Source organism: Bacteroidales bacterium (genome assembly GCA_031275285.1).
In the GTDB taxonomy this organism is placed as follows: Bacteria; Bacteroidota; Bacteroidia; order Bacteroidales; family UBA4181; genus JAIRLS01.
The window spans coordinates 12,826-34,618 of record JAISOY010000117.1 but is presented as its reverse complement, the minus strand read 5'-3'; the positions used below and the strand labels follow the sequence as shown (position 1 = coordinate 34,618).

Annotated in this window: 11 protein-coding genes; all 11 read left to right on the top strand. The window is 43.7% G+C overall.

Translation table 11 applies throughout. The features are described from left to right. Positions 1–11 precede the first annotated feature (11 nt). The 11 genes from LBQ60_12190 (at position 12) to LBQ60_12140 (ending at position 21,436) form a co-directional block, all read left to right on the top strand. Positions 12–2,090, top strand: coding sequence for a RagB/SusD family nutrient uptake outer membrane protein (locus LBQ60_12190; GenBank protein ID MDR2038674.1), 2,079 nt, complete (start codon positions 12–14; stop codon positions 2,088–2,090). Between the two features lie 146 nt (positions 2,091–2,236). Further along, positions 2,237–3,388 (top strand): DUF1735 domain-containing protein, encoded by a 1,152-nt coding sequence (locus tag LBQ60_12185; GenBank protein MDR2038673.1) that lies wholly within the window; start codon positions 2,237–2,239, stop codon positions 3,386–3,388. A gap of 80 nt (positions 3,389–3,468) precedes the next feature. Next, complete coding sequence (locus LBQ60_12180) at positions 3,469–4,098, top strand: Ig-like domain-containing protein (protein MDR2038672.1); 630 nt, start codon at positions 3,469–3,471, stop codon at positions 4,096–4,098. A gap of 35 nt (positions 4,099–4,133) precedes the next feature. Further along, entirely contained in the window at positions 4,134–5,909 is a 1,776-nt protein-coding gene (locus tag LBQ60_12175; protein ID MDR2038671.1) for a discoidin domain-containing protein, read from the top strand. A 76-nt stretch (positions 5,910–5,985) separates the two neighbouring features. Then, on the top strand, positions 5,986–7,518 hold the full coding sequence (locus tag LBQ60_12170) for a hypothetical protein (protein ID MDR2038670.1): 1,533 nt from the start codon (positions 5,986–5,988) through the stop codon (positions 7,516–7,518). Positions 7,519–7,597: 79 nt separating this feature from the next. Continuing rightward, entirely contained in the window at positions 7,598–9,445 is a 1,848-nt protein-coding gene (locus tag LBQ60_12165; protein ID MDR2038669.1) for a hypothetical protein, read from the top strand. Positions 9,446–10,214: 769 nt separating this feature from the next. Continuing rightward, on the top strand, positions 10,215–13,472 hold the full coding sequence (locus LBQ60_12160) for a TonB-dependent receptor (protein MDR2038668.1): 3,258 nt from the start codon (positions 10,215–10,217) through the stop codon (positions 13,470–13,472). 116 nt (positions 13,473–13,588) lie between these two features. Next, a complete protein-coding gene (locus LBQ60_12155; GenBank protein ID MDR2038667.1) occupies positions 13,589–15,577 on the top strand; it encodes a RagB/SusD family nutrient uptake outer membrane protein in 1,989 nt (662 codons plus the stop codon). Positions 15,578–15,617: 40 nt separating this feature from the next. Beyond that, positions 15,618–16,889: a DUF4959 domain-containing protein gene (locus LBQ60_12150; GenBank protein MDR2038666.1), complete on the top strand. Its 1,272-nt coding sequence runs from the start codon at positions 15,618–15,620 to the stop codon at positions 16,887–16,889. Between the two features lie 19 nt (positions 16,890–16,908). Beyond that, a complete protein-coding gene (locus tag LBQ60_12145; GenBank protein MDR2038665.1) occupies positions 16,909–18,699 on the top strand; it encodes an Ig-like domain-containing protein in 1,791 nt (596 codons plus the stop codon). A 280-nt stretch (positions 18,700–18,979) separates the two neighbouring features. Then, positions 18,980–21,436 carry a T9SS type A sorting domain-containing protein gene (locus LBQ60_12140; GenBank protein ID MDR2038664.1) on the top strand — a complete coding sequence of 819 codons (2,457 nt, stop codon included), beginning with the start codon at positions 18,980–18,982 and terminating at the stop codon, positions 21,434–21,436. The last annotated feature ends 357 nt before the right edge of the window (positions 21,437–21,793 follow it).

The window sequence follows — 21,793 nt, the reverse complement described above, 5'->3', positions numbered from 1 at the left end:
TAATTATTAAAATGAAAATAAAGTTTTTCAAGACTTTTTTGGCATGGATGGTTATCACTATTGCGGTAACATATTCGTCATGTGATTATTTGAGCATCGAAGGCTATGTAGATAAACAATTGCAACTTGATTCTGTATTTAAACAATTGCGTTATCTTGAAGCCTATATGTGGGGGGCGACAAATTATTTGCCCGGCGACGAAGGCGCTATATTTACAGGCGGTTATACACCCGGACCTATGGCTACCGACGAAGCTTTTACCTTACTTTCCGAAAGTACTTATCAAGGGATGGGTTATGTTATGGGAAATATAAGTTCAACCAACCTTGGAAATTTCAATAATTGGCATACATGGTATCAGGCTATCAGACAGTGCAATACCGTACTTCAGCGTATGGGTGAATGTGTTGACTGTTTGCCCGACACTGATTTTCCGCGTATTTTAGGATACACAAAATTCATTCGTGCCTATGCGTATTATCTTATATTGATGAACTACGGACCGTTTATTAATGTAGGCGACGAGGTGGTAGCCAACAACGAGCAGGTTGAGTTTTACGACAAACCACGCGATCTTTACGACGATTGTGTCGAATACGTTTGTGGACAATTTGAAGAAGCAGCAAAAAATTTACCGATAAAACATGCAATTATTGACTACGGTCGTCCTACCAGGGGCGCCGCTTATGCTCTTGTTGCACGTTTGAGACTGCAACATGCCAGCGAGCAATTCAATGGAGGAACATCAGCACGGCTGAATTTCGGTTCATGGAGGCGTAGCTATGATGACCAGCATTACATTCAGCAAACCTACGACCCGCGTCGATGGGCTGTAGCAGCGGCTGCCTGCAAAAGGGTAATATACATGGAGGATATACCAGGAGTAAAATATTACAAACTGCATAAATATGATTTGTATGATCATCAGGGTTTCGGGCTGCCGCAAAATGTTACGAGCGACCCCAATTATTATAATGATTGGAATGATGATCCATTTGCCGAAGGGGTTGAAGGTGGCGCCCACGGTATTTGCCCCTATCATTCTTATGTAACAATGTTCAATGGGGAAGCAGTGATGACCTCGAATCCGGAATTTATATGGGCGTGCCAGTCCAGGGCCATGCTCAACTCCACACAAACCGCTTTTCCGTTTACGGTTAACGGTTCCAGCGGATTAGGCATTACCCAAAAAATTATTGACGCGTATTCGATGGTTGACGGGCGTTCTATTTACGACTCAAGCAACGAATATCCATACAATGAAACAGAGTTTTTAATGATTGAAGACGACGAAAATGGTAATCCTATTGAATATATGAATCCTTTTCTTCAGTATCGCTTGTATGGCGGCGTAAACAATATGTATGTCAACAGGGAGGCCCGTTTTTATGCTTCTATCGGTTTTAGCGGATGTTTCTGGGAAAACAGATCGTCCTCTCAGGTTGGTATATATGATTATATTGCCCATTATTATGTTGATTCACCTGATGGAAAAGAAGGAGTGGCGACAAACCCCGAAAGATATCCGATAACAGGCTATGTATTAAAGAAATGGGTTCATCCAAGTGACGCATGGATAGGCGCCGGCGCCAGCCGTTTCAATAAACCGTACCCGATAATTCGTTATGCTGAAATATTGTTGGGGTATGCCGAGGCATTAAACCAAATAGATGGCAGCTATGAAATAGAAATGGACGGAAAGAAAGAAACGTTCACACGTGATAAAAACCATATCAGGCGTGCATTCAACGCGGTACGCTATCGTGCCGGATTACCCGGTTTGAACGAAGCTGATCTTGAAAGTCCATCATATGTATATGAAAAAATAAAAAACGAATGTATGATTGAATTTTTATGCGAAAACCGCCGTTATTTCGACGTCCGCAGGTGGGGTGACTATTACGCTACCGAAAGCATACCTATTACGGGTATGAATACGAACGGTAACAGGGAGATATACTTTCAAAGGACAGTACCATCAACTACGCGTATCGTCAGAAGGGTTGTGGATAGAAAAATGATTTTCCTGCCATTGCCCAATATCGAAACGAAACGTTTGCAAAAATTCGACCAAAACCCTGGATGGTAAAAAATTCAAGGATCCAATAATCAGATAATAATATGAAACCCTCATGAGCGAAGCTCGCTAAAGAAAATGAACCGGAGCTCAACGACCGCAAGGAAGTTAATATAAAATGAGGGTTCCATATGACCATTAAAATAAATTATATTCACATGAAATATATAAAAATAAACACAAGCATAGTTGCAGTACTTTTGATTGTACTATGTGCCTGCAATCGCGACGAGCTTTTTGAAAGGGAGCAATATAAGGCTGTTGTTGCCATAAAAAGCGAAGGGGAAAGTAATTTTTTCAACCAGATTCTCGACCTTAATTCAAATAACAAAGATGAGGACGGATTTGTAAGAGGTTTCATTTCGGCCAATGTGGGCGGCACTTCACCCACAACGGAACCTATTGTTATCACTTTAACGGAAGATGCGGATATGCTGAATCAGTACAATCTGTATAACAATGAGACAGATGCGGACAAGTATTACCGTTTTCTCCCGAAAAACAGGTACAAAATACCTGAAATGAAGATCACTATTCCGGCGGGTAAACGTGATGGAATTATGCCGATCTGGATAAACGCCGACGGTCTATCACCCGACAGCGTGTACATTATTCCTTTCAGGGTGGTGCGCTGCTCCGCTTACGAAATGAATCCCGAAAAAAGCACTGTGTTTTATCGCGTGGAGAGGAAAAACGAATGGTCGTATACATCCGCAAACGGAAACACACTATCGGCTCCCTCTTATTCTCAACGCGGAAGTTGGACATCATCAGCGGCTATTTATAATCAAATGACAAATTGGTTAAACGGTGATCCGGGTGTAATAAAGCCAAGCCTTACACAACTTTTAGCAAGTAAAACAATCTGGGTTGTTTCGCACAATGAATTAAGAATGTTCGGTTCCACTAAGGTAGCGGTTGATGCCGATGCTGATCCCGCAGTTTTTTATCCCAGATGGTGTATCAACATCAAGATAGAAGACGAAAAAATAGAATTTGAAGAAGAAGTGGAAGTCGATGGCGAAGTCATGATGGTAAAGACGCCTACGAACATGCACAAGATAACGCTTACTCATTGGCGCGAAGACCATATTGAAGGTATTCAGTTAACACAGATCGATAATGACGTGTTCAACAGTGAAAGCCGTTATTTGAATTCCTATGAATTAGTTACAGACGACTGGGGATTTAAATATCATGTATTTCGCTTGTGTTACGATTTTGTAGAATTTGGCAGTACAATTCTCACACCAAGACGTATATGGGAAGAACTCAGATTGGACTATACTGAAGACTTAAATAAAAAGTAAATATGTATATCCGCAATTCATCTTAAGCCACAATTATTTAAAATTAAGAAGACTTACGGATAACCATAAAAGTAAACAATATGAAAACAAGAAATAATATTAAGCTTTTAAACGTTATGGCTATGATTGCCATAACAGTGGCGATGTTCAGCTGTGAGTACGATGATTTTAACATTACTGATACGCCATTTGTTGAATTTACTAGTGTTGACCTGTTTATTGGCGAAAACGCAGGTAGCCACAGCATGAAACAAGTAAATGTAAGCCCCGGGTTAAATACGTATGTATTTACAAGTCTTGAGCCGGAAGTTGCATCCGTAACACAAAGCGGATTAATAAAAGCAGTTGGAGAAGGTTTTGCGACTATTACCGTAGCTTCCAAAAACGATGCCACCAATATTTACGTATGGGTAAGACCTTGGGTCCCAGTGGATGACATAACCTTGAGCACATATGACATTACAAGAGATTGGAATGGTTGTAAGGAAATGCAAAAGATCGATTATGTACTTTATCCTGCTAATACGACCCAAACTGAAGTTACATGGTGGTCGACAAATCCGGAAGTTGCATCTGTAATGGAACATGGATGGATCGTTTTTAATAATAAGGGTACAGCTACTATCTATGCCTCTATCCCTTCGGGTGAAATAAAGGCCGTTACGGTAAATGTCGGAGTTGATAATGAGGATGACGACGATGAGGGATGACCGTTACTTATTAATAATAATTAATTTAAATGATCATGCATAAAATAATATTTTTCTTAAGTTTAGTTTTTGTGATAGCATTTTGTACTAATTGCAACAAAGACTCATCTGAAACAGATGCGCCGACAATGAATATTGAAATGGATAATAAAGTCATCCACATGTATCAGCAGGAAGGCAGCTATGAATATATCCCTGTTATTTCCAATACCAGTTGGACTGTGACCTCCAATGTAGATTGGTTAACTATTGAACCTGCATCCGGACTTGGCAGTAACAGTGTAAAAGTAGAAGCGACAAACGCCAATACTGGCGAGGATGTACGCGAAGCTACAATTACGATAGCAACCGAAAACGGTAATATTTCACATACGGTGCAGGTAACGCAATTAGGACTGATGCCGAATATACTTCTCAATGTAAGCGGAAGAACTGAAATTGATCCGCTGGGAGGTGATTATTCAATCATAGTAACTGCATCGGGAGAGTGGTCTGTTGGTGATATAGTGCTGAATGAAGATACTGTTTGGATCAAGACAAGCAAGTATCTCGGCAGACGGGCTTATTTTGACGTTGCAATGAATGCGACTGATTCGGATCGTGAAACAGACCTTACATTTTATTTGCACGATACAGACCTGAAAGCAGAGGTTACTGTCAATCAGGCATTTTTAACCCAGCCACGTATTAACCAGCTCCCAAAAGAAGGTCAATTAGGAAGATCAGTCAGGATTACCGGCGTTCCGCTCAGGATTGTTTCAGAAGTTTGGTTCGGCGAAACGCAGGGAATAATTGACCCGCTTACAAAAACCAACACCAGAATGGATGTATTGATTCCTAAAACTGCGGAACGAGGCAACGCGATCGATGTAAAAATAGTGTACGGGTCAGAATCTTTCAGTGCAGGCACAATGAAGATCTTTGCCATACCGGAAGCAACATCTTTCTCCAGGGTTGTGCACTTATACCCAGGTTTAACTAAAACGATTACTTTAGAAGGCGAGTTCCTGGATTTAGTTGATTACGTGATGATTGGTGATATTGAGGCCGATATTGATGATGGTAGAACAGATTCTCATATGAGTGTTACCCTCCCCCCAACCGAGGCAGGATTGCTTGACCTGGTACTTCAGTACGACAATGGAACTGAAGTAGAGATCGGAAATATCCTGTTTACAAAAAATCTGGCCCTCTATGCAAATTCTAATCTTACCCCCGCCACCCCCAGGATAACACAAAGTAGCCAGGGTAATGGCGGTGGCGGGCGACAAGCCGCTAATGCGTGCGACGGAGTAATCGATGGCACTACAAGCTTAGCCTGTTATGCTTTATTTGGCGAAACGCCGTTTGAGGCTATTTATACCGGTCCTACCACGGCTAATTGTGCTACCGGTCGTACCTACTGGCAAGTTAATTCCTCTGCCAAACCGGGTGAACTTTCGCCAACAGGTCCTAGCACGACAGGAAATTCCCAACCTCCATGGATCATGTTGAATTTCAGCGAAACTACGGGTTTCAGCACTCAACCGGGCGGATATGTAACATTTAACAGAATAGAGTTTATACCGCGCGAAGGCACCAGTGCGGTGCAACAATACACCATCGAGGTGAGCGATGACAACAACGTTTGGTCAAAAATTCTTAGTGCCGGAGAATCTACACCGTTTGATCCCGGAAATGGAATTGCACAACTTCGTACTCATACGTTCAATACACCTGTTACAACAAAATATATCAGGTGGGTAGTAACTAAAACCAACGGAACCAATAATACAGGTTTAACACATCTTGGTTTGTACTATGACAATTAATATCATTTTTAAAGGTTATCCGTTCGAAAACGGATAACCTTTTTTCAAAAACTAACCATTAATTATCAATTGTGTGATGGATAGAAAGGCATTTTTTTTATTTTTATTGTTAGTCGCGGTTTTTTCCGGTTGCAAAGAAAGTCCAAATACCGGTCCTGAAAAACCGGAAGAGCCGGAAGGACCACCAACGGAATCGTCGTCTATTTCTATAAAACCAGAATCGGCGATGGCGCAATTTACAAAAAGCGAGACAAATGTTGTTGTAACGGCATCCGGAAAATTTAACGTACAGATTCCAGAAGCCGATAAAAGTTGGATTTCCGTAAGGACGCAAACTTTATCAACCGTAATTTTAAGCATTGCCGAAAATACGTCAGAAACCGAACGTACATCTATTGTTGTCTTTAATTTAACGGATACCGATAAACAGGCTGAGTTTACATTAACACAGGATGGTTATATCAGTCCGTTGACTATTGACCCAACAGAAAAAACTGTTTCCTTCGAAGCGCAGGACTTTTCTGTAAACGTTACGGCTTCAAAACCGTGGAATGTAACTGTTCCGACATGGATCACCGAAAAGGAAAAAACCGGCAACAGTATAATTCTCAGTGTCGGGAAAAACACTTCGCGCAGTGTGCGTACAGCAACCATTACTTTCAGGCAGGATAGCGAACCCACTGCTGTTACATTAGCCTTTAAGCAGGAGGGTGATGAAAATGGCGATGGCAGCCCGGAAGCGAACGGTTATACTTTGATGGGTGTCATTGAACCGGCGGCGACGCTTATCGGGTCAACAAACTCGCAGTTGCACAATAATTGGTTAAGAGGTATCGGATTCGATTACTCCGAATATCCCAATTGCGACGGATTGGGCGGCCATAGGGACGGAGTGCATCTTGCAATCGAAAACGACGCTACGCTGAACAAACCGGTAATGCGTTTCGACATTCATATTACGCCGGTCATTGACAGCGATCGTTGCGGCACCTTTGACCGTCAGCGTAATGAAATGAAATCGCAAACAAGTGCTACCTGGGCAAAGCTGAACGGCAACTGGGACGAGTGGCAAATAATGGAATGGAAATTTAAAATACCGGTAGGTTTTCAGCCAACCGGCAGCTTTTGCCATATCCACCAACTCAAGGCTCAGGAATCCCCCAACAACGGCGCTCCGGTTATCACCATTACTCCGCGTGCTAACAGCAGTGGAGGAAACAAAAGAATACAGGTGATCCACGCTGTTGATGGAGCAAGTACCGGCCTGGGTACTTTGGTGGACAATATTCCGCTCTCAGAATTTGAAGGCGAATGGGTGCAGGTAGTACAAGAAGTACACTATACCCACAATGGATATTATGGCATCGTTATTACACGCATCAGAGACGGCAAGGTTTTGATAAATTACCAACGTGAAAATATTGATATGTGGAGAATAGGTGCTACGAATATACGAAGCAAATGGGGTATCTACCGCAGTTTGGCAGGCGGCAACCTGAATAATAATCCGGTAGGACAGAGTTCGCTGCTGAAAAATGAATCCATTTGGATGTGCGATTTCAAGGTTTACGAGAAGAATTCCAATCCAAATCCTCAACCTCATGATTGATAATAGCGTATCAATAAATCGATGAATAACAATTTTAACCGGACTCTTATTTATCATTCAACAATAAAAAATAAATATCGTGAATAGAAAAATATTTTTTTTAAGTTTAGCGGTGATTTGCGCTGTTTTTGCAGGTTGTAAAGATAGTGAAGATGAACTTTCCAATCCCTATGATGAGTTATCGATAGCTCCGACAACCAAGCAACTTTTTAAACAGGAGGGAGAAACAAAAACGATTGAAATTTCTTCCAATACCAAATGGAAAATATTCACATTACATGATTGGGTAAGTTTAAGCGCTTCTTCAGGCAAAGGTAATGGAAGCGTGAATATTACAGTAGAGCCCAATAATTCGGAAGAAATTCGCGATGCAATGATATATGTGCAGACCGAAGATGGCAAAATTTCGCCAAGCCTGAAAATTGAACAGGCTTGTCTGGATTGGTATATAATTATCAACAGGGAAGGAACAGTTGATGTAATACCGGAAGGAGAAGAAATATCGGTGGAGGTGGTTGCTTCCGGAGCATGGACTGTCGACATACCTCAAACAGAAAGCTGGCTTAAAGTTAAGGAAGGCTCGAAAACGGATAACAGTGTGGTATTAACCGTTGAACCTAACGATAGTGAATTTCGCACAGCAGAGCTTACATTTGATCTGACAGGAACATACAAACAAACTGCTTTTACATTGTCGCAGGATTTCATTCCCAAAGCGACAGTTCCCGTACAGGGTATCATAGGTGATGACATTGACATTGAAGGTGTAAAGCTTGATATGATCACCAGAATAATGTTTGGCGACAAGGAAGGTACCATCGTTTCCGCTACGGCAACCAGGATTACGGTAACCATCCCAACCGGTGCCGTTGCTGCCGACGAAGTGGCCGTGAAGTTGTATTACAGCGATACCTATTTTATCGAAAAACAGGTTAAACTGGTGATGCCGGTACCCACAGCGACCGTTCCCGCACAAGGTACGATCGGGAAAGATATCATCATTGAAGGTACCAGGCTTGGTATGATTACCAAAGTACTATTCGGCGATAAGGAAGGCACGATCGTTTCCGCCACGGCAACCTTAATTACGGTAACCATCCCTGCAGATGCCGCTGCTGCCAACGGAGTAGCAGTGAAACTATATTACGGCGAAACCGTTTTTATTGATGGAACCATTGATTTAGTAGAACCTGTTGCCGGTGAAGTGAAAATAATCAGCAAAAGAGAAGATGACACTTATGTGTGGTCAATTTTGGATGGCAATGTAACTACTGCAGCTCTTGCGAATGGGGATCCAAATTGCACATGGCGCGGAGACCTTGCCTTTACGGCTGCCAATAGGGATTTCACGATTGCGCTTAACGGTAACGGGCCGACAAATACCGGTGGGCAATACTGGAGTCCGGGCGAAAGTACAAATCTTGGGTGGTATGTAGCAGGCTCTACCGATGCTATACCCTACCCGCTCTATGTTACGATGGATATGGGAGTAAAGGCCGTATATACCAGAATGCATTTCTATTCAAGGACCAGACCAGCCGGAAATGGTTACGCACCGATGCCTGTCGACTTTGAAATATGGGGTTCCAACTCCCCGAAACCGCTAACTGAAATAGGCGGCAAGGCAGCAAATCTTGCATACTGGACGAGTTGGACCGAAGCAGGTGGCCTTGATACCTGGAAAGGAGATGGCACATGGACGAAAATAGCAGATTGTAAGATACTTAATTCTGGTGGCAATTTGCTCAAACTCGCAACAGACCCCATTCCGGAAGGTGACGACAGATATTATACTTCAGGTTATGAATTTGCTATCGATCAGGCCGACTCATACCGATACCTGCGATTAGTAGTTAAAGAGACCTATAATGACGGCAAAATGATGATGATAGCAGGTCTCAATTTTTGGGGGATATATGCTCCCTGACTGGTCCTAAATAATCGTTACAGTTTATTGAACAGAATACTGGTTTTTTCAGGCATTAGCAAGGCTAACCTTGCTAATGCCTGTCTTTTTATAGATTTTAATTTTCACATCCAGGGGTTTTCAATTGGCAGGAAGAGACAATACAGAAAAACTGAAAATTTTATAACTATAATTCTATTTTCCAGGGAGACTTAGAGATACTTCCATATTAAATCCGGCAAGACTCCTACTATAAATGAGGATAAAATAAATCCCATTTTGTGATAACCAAATACAAAATTCACTAATTAACAATCACTTGCGAGATTGGGATAAAATTACAAGTTTTTGGGACAATTGTGATACTAAATGATGGGATTCTAATCTTAATTTGTCAGCATATACAAAAGTATGCGATTATAAATTCTGCTTGTTTTACAATGTTAATATATCTGCGATCAATGTTTTACAAAATTTAAAAAATCAGATAGTATCATCAAAGGATATTGGAAAAAACTATAGGTATAGATGTTAATACGTACCGCCAAAGGTAAATCCAAATCATTCGATATCCATACATACAAATCCGGTCAGATTAAACCGGATAAATTAAAAAGAATATCAATTAAACCTCTGCGAACCAAATAAAAAAATTTATGATGAGATCATTTTTTGAAATAAGAATCCGGTCGCCAATGCGTTGCTCCCGATGAGTACATCTTTAATAATTAAACTTTAATATATGATGATAAAATTAAAAACGACGAAAAGAAATTATAATATGTAAGATATGGTACACATAGAACAAAAGAAGAAAAAAACGACGAACACATTAGCATTGTTTATCCTTTGCTGTGTGGTCATGTTGATAAACGGAAATGCTTTAGCCTCTCCTCCGGTTTCTGAAGCAAATATTGAAAATAAAACCGTTTTCCAGGGAATCCGGGTGACCGGTTCTGTTTCAGACAATACCGGGGAATTAATTCCCGGTGTCAATGTAATTGTCAGGGGATCCGTGCAAGGTACCAGTACTGATATCAACGGTGAATTTAATATTATGGTACCCAGTGACACATCGGTACTGCAATTTAGTTTCATGGGTTATGAAACGCAGGAGGTCGTGGTAGGCAACAAGAGGGTTATTTCCGTGCAAATGAGAGAGGCTTCGACATCAATGGAAGAAGTACTGGTAGTTGCTTTCGGAACGCAGAAAAAGGAAAGCGCGATCGCTTCGGTATCAACCTTGAACGTAGCCGAATTAAAAGTGCCTTCCAGTAACCTGACTACGGCTCTTGCAGGACGTGTTGCAGGTTTGATCTCTTACCAGCGAAGCGGCGAGCCGGGACAGGACAATGCCGAATTTTTTATCCGCGGCGTTACCACCTTTGGGTACAAACAGGATCCATTGATCCTCATTGATGGAGTGGAGTTGACCAAAGATGACCTTGCCCGCCTGCAGGTAGATGACATTTCAAGTTTCTCCATTATGAAGGATGCTACGGCTACGGCCCTGTATGGCGCACGCGGCGCGAACGGTGTGATCTTGGTCACCACCAAGGAAGGAGGTGAAGGAAGAACGAAATTCAATTTCAGGTTTGAAAACTCCCTGTCTCAACCTACCAGCAAAGTAGATCTTGTTGATCCGATCACCTATATGAGAATGAATAATGAAGCGGCGTTAACAAGAGCTGATCCTGAAAGTTCATTTGCTGTTACTCTTCCCCATTCTGAGCAGAAAATAATAAATACCCAGGACGGACTTAATCCTATGGTATTTCCGGCGGTTGACTGGTACAGTATGTTGCTCAAGAACGTAGTCTATAACCAGCGGTTGAATGCCAGTATCAGCGGAGGTGGTAACATTGCCCGTTATTATGTAGCAGGAACCTATTCCAAGGATCATGGTAACCTGAAGGTGGATAAGCGCAACAATTTCACCAATAATATTAACCTGAACAAATATGTGTTGCGTTCCAATGTCAATATTAACCCGATAAAAACCATGGAAGTTATTGTGCGTTTGCATGCCACCATGGACGACTATCAAGGACCCATCGACGGAGGAACGAATGTCTACCAGCAGATCATGCAGACCAGCCCGGTCGATTACCCACCCTATTACGAACCTGACGCAGCACATGAGAATCTCGGATACATCTTGTTTGGAAATCTTGGAAATAATGGTGTTTATGTCAATCCGTATGCCAATTTGATGAGGGGATACAGGCAGTACAAAAAGGCATTAATGCTGGCTCAGGTCGAACTCAAACAAAAATTGGATTTTGTAACGCAAGGCCTGAATCTCCGGACAATGTTCAATACCAACCGCAGATCGGAATATTACATTAACAGGGAATACATTCCTTATTATTTTAACGCTCCGGCTGCCAGTTACAATGTAATTAATGATACCTACGTCCTGGAAGAACTTAATCCCAACCAGGGAACCGATTATTTGCGGCCGACAGGTTCCACTAAAACGGTGATTACCACCACCTACTGGGAAACCGCATTGAATTACGACCGCACTTTTGCCGACAAACACAGTGCGAGCGGGTTGTTGGTTTTTACCCTGCGGGATGAATTGTCGTCGAATGATGAATTCCTTTTGGAAACATCACTACCTACGAGAAATATGGGATTAGCAGGAAGGTTCACTTATTCGTTTGATTCGCGTTATTTTATCGAACTCAATTTCGGCTATAACGGTTCCGAACGGTTTGCCAAGAAAGAACGCTGGGGATTTTTCCCGTCGGTAGGAGCAGGATGGATCATTTCCAACGAAGCATTCTGGAATGAATCATTGAAAAATGTTATTTCGAAACTCAAATTGAAAGCAACATACGGATTGGTGGGTAATGACGCTATCGGCAGCGAAACAGACCGATTTTTCTATCTGTCGCAGGTAAGTCTCAATTCAGGAAATTATGCGCATTCCTGGGGATGGGGCAGTGAAAGAACAACCTATCCCGGAGTAATGATCAGCCGGTATGCCAACCAGGGTATTACATGGGAAACCTCGCGGAAAACAAATGTAGGGTTCGAGCTGGAGCTTTTTAAACAGTTGGAAATCCAGTTGGACTTGTATCGCGATTACCGGTACAACATTTATATGCAAAGATCCGACATACCCGGAACCATGGGGTTACAGGCAATTCCCTATGCCAATGTCGGTGAAGCCCTCAGCTGGGGTTATGACCTGTCGCTTGACTACAAATGGAGTGTCACCAAGGACCTCTGGGTCACAGCCCGGGGAAACTTTACCTATGCCACTAATGAATACCGCGTTTACGAAGAACCCGACTACAGTATGGTGGGTGCACCATGGAGGTCGAGGATAGGACAACATACCAAACAAAATTTTGGTTATGTTGCCGAACGGCTTTTTGTAGATGATGCGGAAGTGGCTAATTCGCCTGACCAGTCAAATGTTGCCAATGGCCAGAAAGTGAGGGGTGGCGATGTGAAATACAGGAGTATAATGGGGGATGAAAAGATCACTGATCTTGACAGGGTACCCATTGGTCATCCTACTTCGCCTAAAATAAATTACGGATTTGGTATATCATCAGGGTACAAAGGTTTTGACTTTTCATTTTTCTTCCAGGGATCGGCCATGTCGTCATTCTGGCTCAATCATAATATGACATCGCCTTTCCACCATTCGGGCCATACATCGTTGGGAGGTAAAAGGGGCCAAAATCAGGTGTTGCAGGCATATGCAGACGATTACTGGTCGGAAGCCAACCAGAATGTTTATGCACTCTGGCCACGCCTCTCCGAATCAATCGTGAATAATAATGCAGCAACCAGTACATGGTTCATGCAAAATGGCAGTTTTCTCAGGTTGAAATCTGTGGAATTCGGTTATTCTCTACCATTAAAACTGATTGAACGCATCCGTTTGACCTCGTTACGATTCTATTACAGCGGAACGAACCTGTTATGTTTCAGCAAATTCAAGATGTGGGATCCCGAAATGGCCGGTAATGGTTTGGGCTATCCTATTCAGCGGGTGCACAATTTCGGTATCAATATGTCATTCTGATCATTTAATATTATCATTATATGAAACGAAGCATGATTTTTTACAAAATCACCAAAGTCTATGATCATAAAAATCATGCGAGTTCCATACGACCTTTAAAAGAAAATTATTACCGTATGAAAAATCATAAAATCACATTGTTACAAAAGACAATCATTTTAGGAATTATCGTGCTCTTTAGCGCGTGTGATTATTTAAATGTCGTCCCTGATAAAAATGCGACTGTGGAGTATGCTTTCGGCGAAAGGATAAGGGCGATCGGCTATCTGGCCACCTGCTATTCATTTCTTCCCTCGACTTATGCCGAGGCGCATCCGGGAAGAACTGCAGGGCCGGAATCTTTTCAGTTCAAACGTACCGATAACGAGTATCCCATTGGATACCGGTTGTTGGTGAATGGCAACAATAAAGAGGCCCCGTACATGAATTACTGGGACGGCGCCAATGGCGTAAGCTCCGATAAGAACATGTTCAAGGCGATACGTTGTTGCGACCTTTTCCTGGATAATATTAATTCCGTGCCTAATATGGAGATTTGGGAGAAAGTGCTTTGGTCTGCCGAAGTCAAGTTCCTCAAAGCATATTACCATTGGTGGCTGATGCTGCATTACGGACCTATCCCCACCATCAGGAAGTCCCTTCCCCTTGAAGCAACACCTGAAGAATCAATGGTTTACCGCGATCCGATGGACGAAACGATGGAGTATATCATCGAACTGATAGACGAAGCGATTCCCGACTTATACGATACCGAAACTGACGGTCCGACGGGTGGAATGGGCAGGATCACAAAGATAGTAGCCATGGCTATGAAAGCCAAAATACTGACCTTTTATGCCAGCCCTTTCTTCAACGGAAATAACAATCCGAATTTTGCCAATTTCACCGACTCGAGAGGAGTGAAACTCTTTCCCGAAAAAAATCCCGAGAAATGGGTAAAAGCGATGGATGCCTGTTGGGAAGCGATAGACCAGATCGAAAAAAATGTGTTGAGATATAATTTGTATCAAGATCTTTTTGAAAATGAACTGACCCTGTCTGATTCGATGCGGTATATGCTTGCCATGCAGGTGGTGATGACAACACCGGTCAATAACGAACAGATCTGGTCGGTTTACCCGGCAGCTTCCTCTCTGAATCAGGATTGCTTTCCGATTATGGATGTCACTACCGGAAATACTGTTCAACGCAGAGCCTGGTGTCCAACGCTGTGGTCTGTGGAACAGTTCTGGTCGGCAAACGGAGTACCAATTGAAGAAGATCGCGAATGGTCTGACAACGGCTGGTATAAAGACCGTTACAGAACAAACAGGGGAGACGATCGCCATGCAAAATTTATAGTTGAATTCGAAGAAACAGCCCAACTGCATTTCAACCGCGAATATCGTTTTTACGGCAGTGTGGGTTTTGACCGCGCCCGCTGGTATGGCGCACAGACCACTGATTTTAATGAAAACAATCAGGCGGTTCTGAGGATGAGGTTCACACCCGACGGGGCAACCCAGGTGACCGAACTTAATGGAAAGAGAAGTAATGAGCGGTTTTTCATTACCGGCTACTGTGGACGTAAAATTTTCCCGTACCTGGATAAACTCATTGGCAGCACGCGTACAGCTAATTCATATCCCTGGTGCGATATGCGTCTAGCCGACCTTTACCTGCTTTATGCTGAAGCGCGTAACGAAGTATTGTCTGCGCCCGATGGTGTTGTTTACGAATATATCGACAGGGTCAGGGCACGTGTAGGTCTTCCCGGTGTAGAGATCAGTTGGAGAAATAGCTCGTTAAACCCGAGTAAACACACAACTCAGAAGGGAATGCGCGAGATCATACAGCAGGAAAGGGTGAACGAACTGATGTACGAAGGCCACTTATATTACGATATCAGGAGGTGGAGCTGTAACGATTATGACGGCAAATATGATATTTTGAAATTGAACAACATGCTGGTAAGGGGATGGAACATAGACGGAGCCACAGCAGATGATTTTTACGTGTTACGCACGATCAAGCAGCTTTCATTCTCCGAAAGGGAATTATTATGGCCGATCAGGGAATCATCATTAATACAGAATTCACATCTGGTCCAAAATCCGGGATGGTAAACATAATATTTAAACTGTAAAGTTATTAATACCTATCAATATGAAAACTTTAAGTAAATGGTCAATACTAGCGTTAATATTGGTATTGACATCATGCGAAGATAATGAAAGGGGACAATATCCCATACATGGTGGTCAGCCCAGTCCGGTCGAAAAGATCCTGGAAGTACAGCCATTCGGAGGTGGAGTGAACATCTATTACACCCTTCCCGATGAAAGGGACCTGTTGTATCTGGTGGCACGTTATACACTGGACACCGGTGAGAAGATCATGAGTAAAGTATCCAAATTTGAAAACCATATCAAAATCGAGGGTTTCAGGGATGCCGAACCACGTCTTGTAGAATTACGGACAGTGGACAGAAGCCAGAACGAATCCGAACCCGTTAATATCTGGGTCACGCCTGAAAGATCGCCCATATTGGACATCATGGAAACGATCGTGATAACGGAGGATTTTGGCGGCATCAAACTTGAATGGGAGAACAAGGATATGGTCTCTATTCTGGCATTGGTATCCATCCCACAAACGAAAACCACCATCGAAAATGACCTGGCGAATGATATTCAAATGCGACAGGTAGGACAATGGAGTTCCAATGCATCAAAAGGGAAATACAATGTCCGCGGTTTTGCAAATGAACCTGCTGTGTTTGGTGTACAGATATGCGACCGGTGGGGCAATTTCACCGAGTTAAAAAAAGGAGAATATACACCCCGGTTTGAAGAGGCAATTCCCAAACCTTATAAAAGATGGAATGGCGACACAAATATTCCGTACTCCCGTTACAGTGGCAGCTACGAAATCGAAAAAGCCTGGGATGCTGATCTCAGCAATATGTTCCATACTGCTGACCCGACAGTCACCGGCACATTAATCGCCCCTATGGCGTTTACTTTCGATATGGGAATGAAATGTGAGTTGAGTCGTTTTAAGATCTGGCACCGCAGCGGCGATAGCTGGGCTTTCTCTCATAACAACCCTAAAAAACTGGTGGTGTATGGTTCGAACCACTCCTCGCCGCGAAAAATATACGACAATTCTCTGGACCCGGCTCATCAGGAGCAAAAATGGGTGCTTTTGGGTTCGTTTGACACGGTTAAACCTTCAGGCATGCCTTTAAATTCCACTTCGGCAGAAGACAGGCAACTTGCCCAGGTCGACGGGATCGATTATGTATTTGATATCGGTACGGATCCATACCGGTATTACCGCATAGACGTTTTGGAAACATGGGGCCTCACTCCGGCAATACATTTCGCGGAAATGTCCTTCTGGGGAGCGGAATATGTAGAAAATGGGGGTGAATAATTAATCAAACACTATGAATATGAAGAACATGTTGAAATATATGGCTGTTTTTTTCGTGGTAGTGGTGATTCTGACGCAATGCGACAAGATGAACGACTTACACGATAAATACCTGAAAGACGGGGAGATCATCTATGTTGCCAAATTCGATTCGATGAAAGTTTTTTCTGGTATCGAACGCATGGTCATCCATTATTGGCTGAGCGACCCGCAGGTAAAGAATTTGGAAATCAAATGGGATTTGGGCAAAAAATCCAAAGTTTTTGAAGTTGGACTGACCACGCCGGATGCACCCGGAATCGTTGAAGTAAGTCCTATCACCGAAGGCACCAACAGTTTCGAACTGATCAACTTAAACGCTGATCTGGCGGACGCATCGGTAGCGACACGTTTTACCATTCCCATCTACGGAGAAAATTACCAGAAAGCGTTAGATAACCGCATCATCAGGGACTATGATTACAAGCATGCGGGCGACTCAATGAGGATATACTGGGTGGCATCGACTTACGAGGGTACCATTGGTACCGAACTCACCTATTTTACCTCTTCGGGCGAACAACGTATCGATACCATTGCAAGGCCTGAAGACCTCGTATCCAGACCTAATCCGAATGACCCGGCCAATCCTATTCCGGTCTTGTTCCGGAATGTGACCAAGATACCCGATATCCTGGATGGCAGCGACCTGGTATACCGTGTCATTTACAAGCCGGCAACGAGTGTCGATATTATTTCCTGCGTTCGTGATACGTTAAAGGTAACCCCGGCTATCCGTGTTTCCGAAATAACCCTTGAAAAGTCAGCAATAGCGGTAGAGATTCGTAAGGCTGTAACCCTGAAACATACAGTCTACCCAGATAATGCTTTCAATAAGAAGGTTTTATGGAGCTCATCGCGACCTGAAGTCGCCCGTGTGAGCACTGGAATGGTGACAGGATTAAGTGCAGGATATACCTACATAAACGTGGTCTCAGAAGATAATGGCATAATGGCTACATGCCTGGTGAAGGTAAATGCGGCCGGTTATGTAGATCTGGACAGAAGCGAATGGTATATAGCTCCTGAAACCGATATGTCAGACAACCCGCTGGTATATTCCGGGGATGCCGGAGTTCCTTCGACTCCAAGCACTATTGCTTTTAATACTGCAGCACCTGTTTGGGCTAAAAAGAAATCGCCATACCTGTCACATTTCTTAGGAGGAAATGCCGGCGCTGCCTATCCTGCCAGCGGAGACGCCAGGATCAGTCCGACAGCAATCATCGACAACCTTAGTTCCACCTATCTGGGTATGACCAAAGGTACCGCCACTGATGCAACACTTGATGGCTGGGGTGGAGACCCAACCGCAAACTGGACAGGGTTTCACCGGTGGGGTGGCATGTGGATCAACACGCCCGCTGAAAAACCATGGTTCATTATCCGGTTGAGCGAGACGGAACCGCAGGAATTCAATTATTTCAGGATCCGCTACCGGGAAAACGGAAGTTTAACGGATACCAATAAACCACAATCCATGACTTTCTTCGGCAGTAATGACGACGGTTGTATCACGAACGAGGCACTGTGGACAAAGATCAATGATGAACCGATCGTGCCTGTCAATGCGAATGTAACTTCCGCAACGCCTCCGAATACTGAAGTGTTTGCAGCTATTGTGGGAGGCGAGACCGGTAATCAGGCCTTTCCCGATAATTGTGAGTATCGTTACATCAAAGTACAGTTCGATACATGGACCAGTGGCGGTAATACCATCTGTATCGCCGAGTTCTACCTGGGGTATCGCGACATTGATGTTGCTCCATAACAGCTAAAAACCCGCTGCACCAACAACCGGATCATTTCTGATCCGGTTGTTGTGGCGGGTTTTTATATGCTTAACTTTATTACCCAATGGGTTAATAGAAGTTTGACGGGAAAGATGTACAGGTATTTTGCCCGTATATCAAAAAAGTTGAAATATCCGGTCCGGACCTGATAGAAGAATACATCGGAAAGCATATTATTTCATCCGGCTTGAAAGACGTTTTTCAGCTGTAGGCATGATTCCGTATAAACCTATCATCTGGAAAAAAATAAGAATGTTTATGTTACAAAAAATTTTCAGAGCGGTATTGATCGTATTTTTTGCAATTCCGGTAACTGCACAAACTACCTGGCAGTCGGAACTGGTAAAAGTGGATGAAAACGGCGTGATCACTTATTATAAGGATGCCGACGGTTTTGTAATTCCCGATTTCAGTCATGCGGGCTATAAAGGAGGGGAAGCCATACCCGATTACCGTCCGGAGTCTTCGCGCATCGTAACTGTTACGCCGATAGCCAATGCTGATAATACGGCCAGCATACAACAGGCCATTAACAAAATTGCTGCGCTCATTCCCGACAGCGAAGGATTTCGCGGCGTGGTACAACTTGCAGCAGGCAGGTATTATGTCGACGGAACGATCAACCTGAATGCCTCAGGCGTGGTGCTCCGGGGCGCCGGGCGCGGTCCCGATGTAACGACCGATAAATTGACAGCGGCCGATCTGCAGACCATGACCTTAATATACCGGCGTGGTACAAGCGGAGGGTTGGCAACGAACGTGGTCGTGATGGGAGCCACCAGTGCAGGCAGCGCCACTTGGGGAAGCAACACCAGCAACGAGACCGGTAAGGTGAATATCACCACTGCAGCAGTCCTGCCGGGTGATTTCTCTTTCGATGTGCAATCCGCGGCAGGTTATTCGGTCGGAGATGCAGTATGTATCAAGTACCCTTCAACGGAAGCGTTCCTGGCGGCAATATGGTACGGCGGCAATTCGAACTGGGTGAACAACGGAGATGCAGGGTCCAAATGGACAACGGGCAACCTTAATATCTGCTATCACCGATATATCACTAAAATAGAAGGCAACAAGGTTACGGTGGATGCACCGGTATTTTACTGTCTGGACAGGCAATATTCGCAGGCCTATATGCACCGGATCACTACGGGAAGCGTCAATACCAACACCGGCATCGAGAACCTCCGTATATCTATGGATCGCACACCTGCGAGCATCACTACCACGCCCGACCAGAACTGTATCAAAATGAATGCACTGGAAAATTGCTGGGCGAAGGGATTACACCTGTCCGACTTCATTCATGCGGGAATCAAGACCGAAGCAGTGACGCGCAGTACGATTGAAGATTGCCGGTCGGTGGATTGTTCTGGCTATTATACCGGAGCCAACCAATACAATTTCGAGAACTACAACCGTTCGCAACTGATCCTTTTCAGGGACTGTCTTTCGCGCAACGGCCGCCACCACTGGTTATCGAACGGAGGCTCAACCGTTAGCGGGATTGTGGTCCTGAACCACTCCTCCACATATGCCAGCGCCGCATCGGAAGGACATCGCCTGTTCTCACAGGGAATACTGATCGACGGATGGAAAGAAACAGGCTGGACGTTCAACAACAATGCAAACAGGCTAGGGTTTTTCCTCCGCGACAATATGGGCACCAACCACGGATGGGGCGCTATTTTCAGCGTATTCTGGAACTGCGACATACAAAACGGCGCACTGTACCTTGATAAAGTTCCCACCGGACAGAATTATTCCATCGGTTCTATTGCCAACACTGTCAGGAAATACCGCAACAGCGATGCAAAATATACCACCGGCTATAATGAAGGACAAAACAAGCCGGGATTATTTCCTAAATCGCTGTACGAAGCCCAGCTGGATGCCCGTAGGGTGGATATACCCTTTGCAATCACCGAACACCCGAAAGAGGTACAGACATGTGTGAATACGACAGTCAGCCTGTCGGTGAAAGCAATAGCGCCTGACCGCGACGGGATTACCTACCGGTGGAAAAAGGATGGGACCGTTATAACAGGAGCGGTACAAAATGTACTGTCCTACAATCGTGTATCCTTAGCCAATGCAGGAGTATATACCGTTGAAGTATCCTACCAGGGGACGACGCTGGAAAGTGAACCGGCCGTGGTAACCGTCATGGGACTTTTACCCGACCCTCAATTTTCGGTCTTTCCGGAAAGCATACATGCCGGCGGATCATACCAGATAACGGTGGCCGATCCTGTGAACGGGCCTTACCCGTATGTAACCGGGTATGAATGGGAATATACGGGAACGGGTATCACGTTCGGCCAGCCGGCGGATCATTCTACGGAGATCTCTGTTGCCAATAATGCCACAAAAGGTTTTTTGCGGATCAGGGTTACTCATCCCTGCGGAATAAAGGTGCTTGAAAAGAGCATATCCATTGAAAATGTTACCGGTTATGCCGGAATGGATGCAGACCATATCAAAATTTTTCCCAATCCGGTGAGTGACGAGGTACATATTCAAAATATCAGCTCCGTAAAACATATAGAGATCGTCAACTCTTTGGGTCAAAAGTTATTTTCACGGTCTTTGGCTAAGGATCTCGGTGAACTCATTATCCGGGTGGCGGATTATCCGCCGGGTATTTATTTCGTGCGCCTGAAAACGGATCGCGATACGGAAAAAACCTTTAAACTGGTAAAAAATGCAGTTCAATAAGTCATCGGATATTATGTCATTTTAAAATTCATATTGAGAATCAACATGTTGAAAAAATACCCTAAGTACATGCCGAAAATCAGTTTCTATAATTTTACTCTTCTTTGCCTTGATGCAAAGAAGCAAAAATCAAGGCTTACAACAGTTCTGGCTAAAAATCCTTCGTTTCGGGCAAAACAAAATAACTCGCTATCGTTCAAACAGATTTTGTTTTTGATGCCCTCTACTCCGAATTTTCTTAACGCCGACTGTTGCAGGCCGATCCTCTTATGCTTGGGATATAATGTAGTATGAATTAATTTATGTGGTATACTTATATTAAGTTATTTGAGAATCTCATGATAAAAAATCAATTTA

Bases quoted from the DNA above. Each gene is read 5' to 3' on its own strand.
- LBQ60_12185 (MDR2038673.1), top strand. From the start codon at position 2,237: ATGAAATATATAAAAATAAACACAAGCATAGTTGCAGTACTTTTGATT.
- LBQ60_12190 (MDR2038674.1), top strand. From the start codon at position 12: ATGAAAATAAAGTTTTTCAAGACTTTTTTGGCATGGATGGTTATCACT.
- LBQ60_12155 (MDR2038667.1), top strand. From the start codon at position 13,589: ATGAAAAATCATAAAATCACATTGTTACAAAAGACAATCATTTTAGGA.
- LBQ60_12160 (MDR2038668.1), top strand. From the start codon at position 10,215: ATGGTACACATAGAACAAAAGAAGAAAAAAACGACGAACACATTAGCA.
- LBQ60_12170 (MDR2038670.1), top strand. From the start codon at position 5,986: ATGGATAGAAAGGCATTTTTTTTATTTTTATTGTTAGTCGCGGTTTTT.
- LBQ60_12175 (MDR2038671.1), top strand. From the start codon at position 4,134: ATGCATAAAATAATATTTTTCTTAAGTTTAGTTTTTGTGATAGCATTT.
- LBQ60_12140 (MDR2038664.1), top strand. From the start codon at position 18,980: ATGTTACAAAAAATTTTCAGAGCGGTATTGATCGTATTTTTTGCAATT.
- LBQ60_12150 (MDR2038666.1), top strand. From the start codon at position 15,618: ATGAAAACTTTAAGTAAATGGTCAATACTAGCGTTAATATTGGTATTG.
- LBQ60_12145 (MDR2038665.1), top strand. From the start codon at position 16,909: ATGAAGAACATGTTGAAATATATGGCTGTTTTTTTCGTGGTAGTGGTG.
- LBQ60_12180 (MDR2038672.1), top strand. From the start codon at position 3,469: ATGAAAACAAGAAATAATATTAAGCTTTTAAACGTTATGGCTATGATT.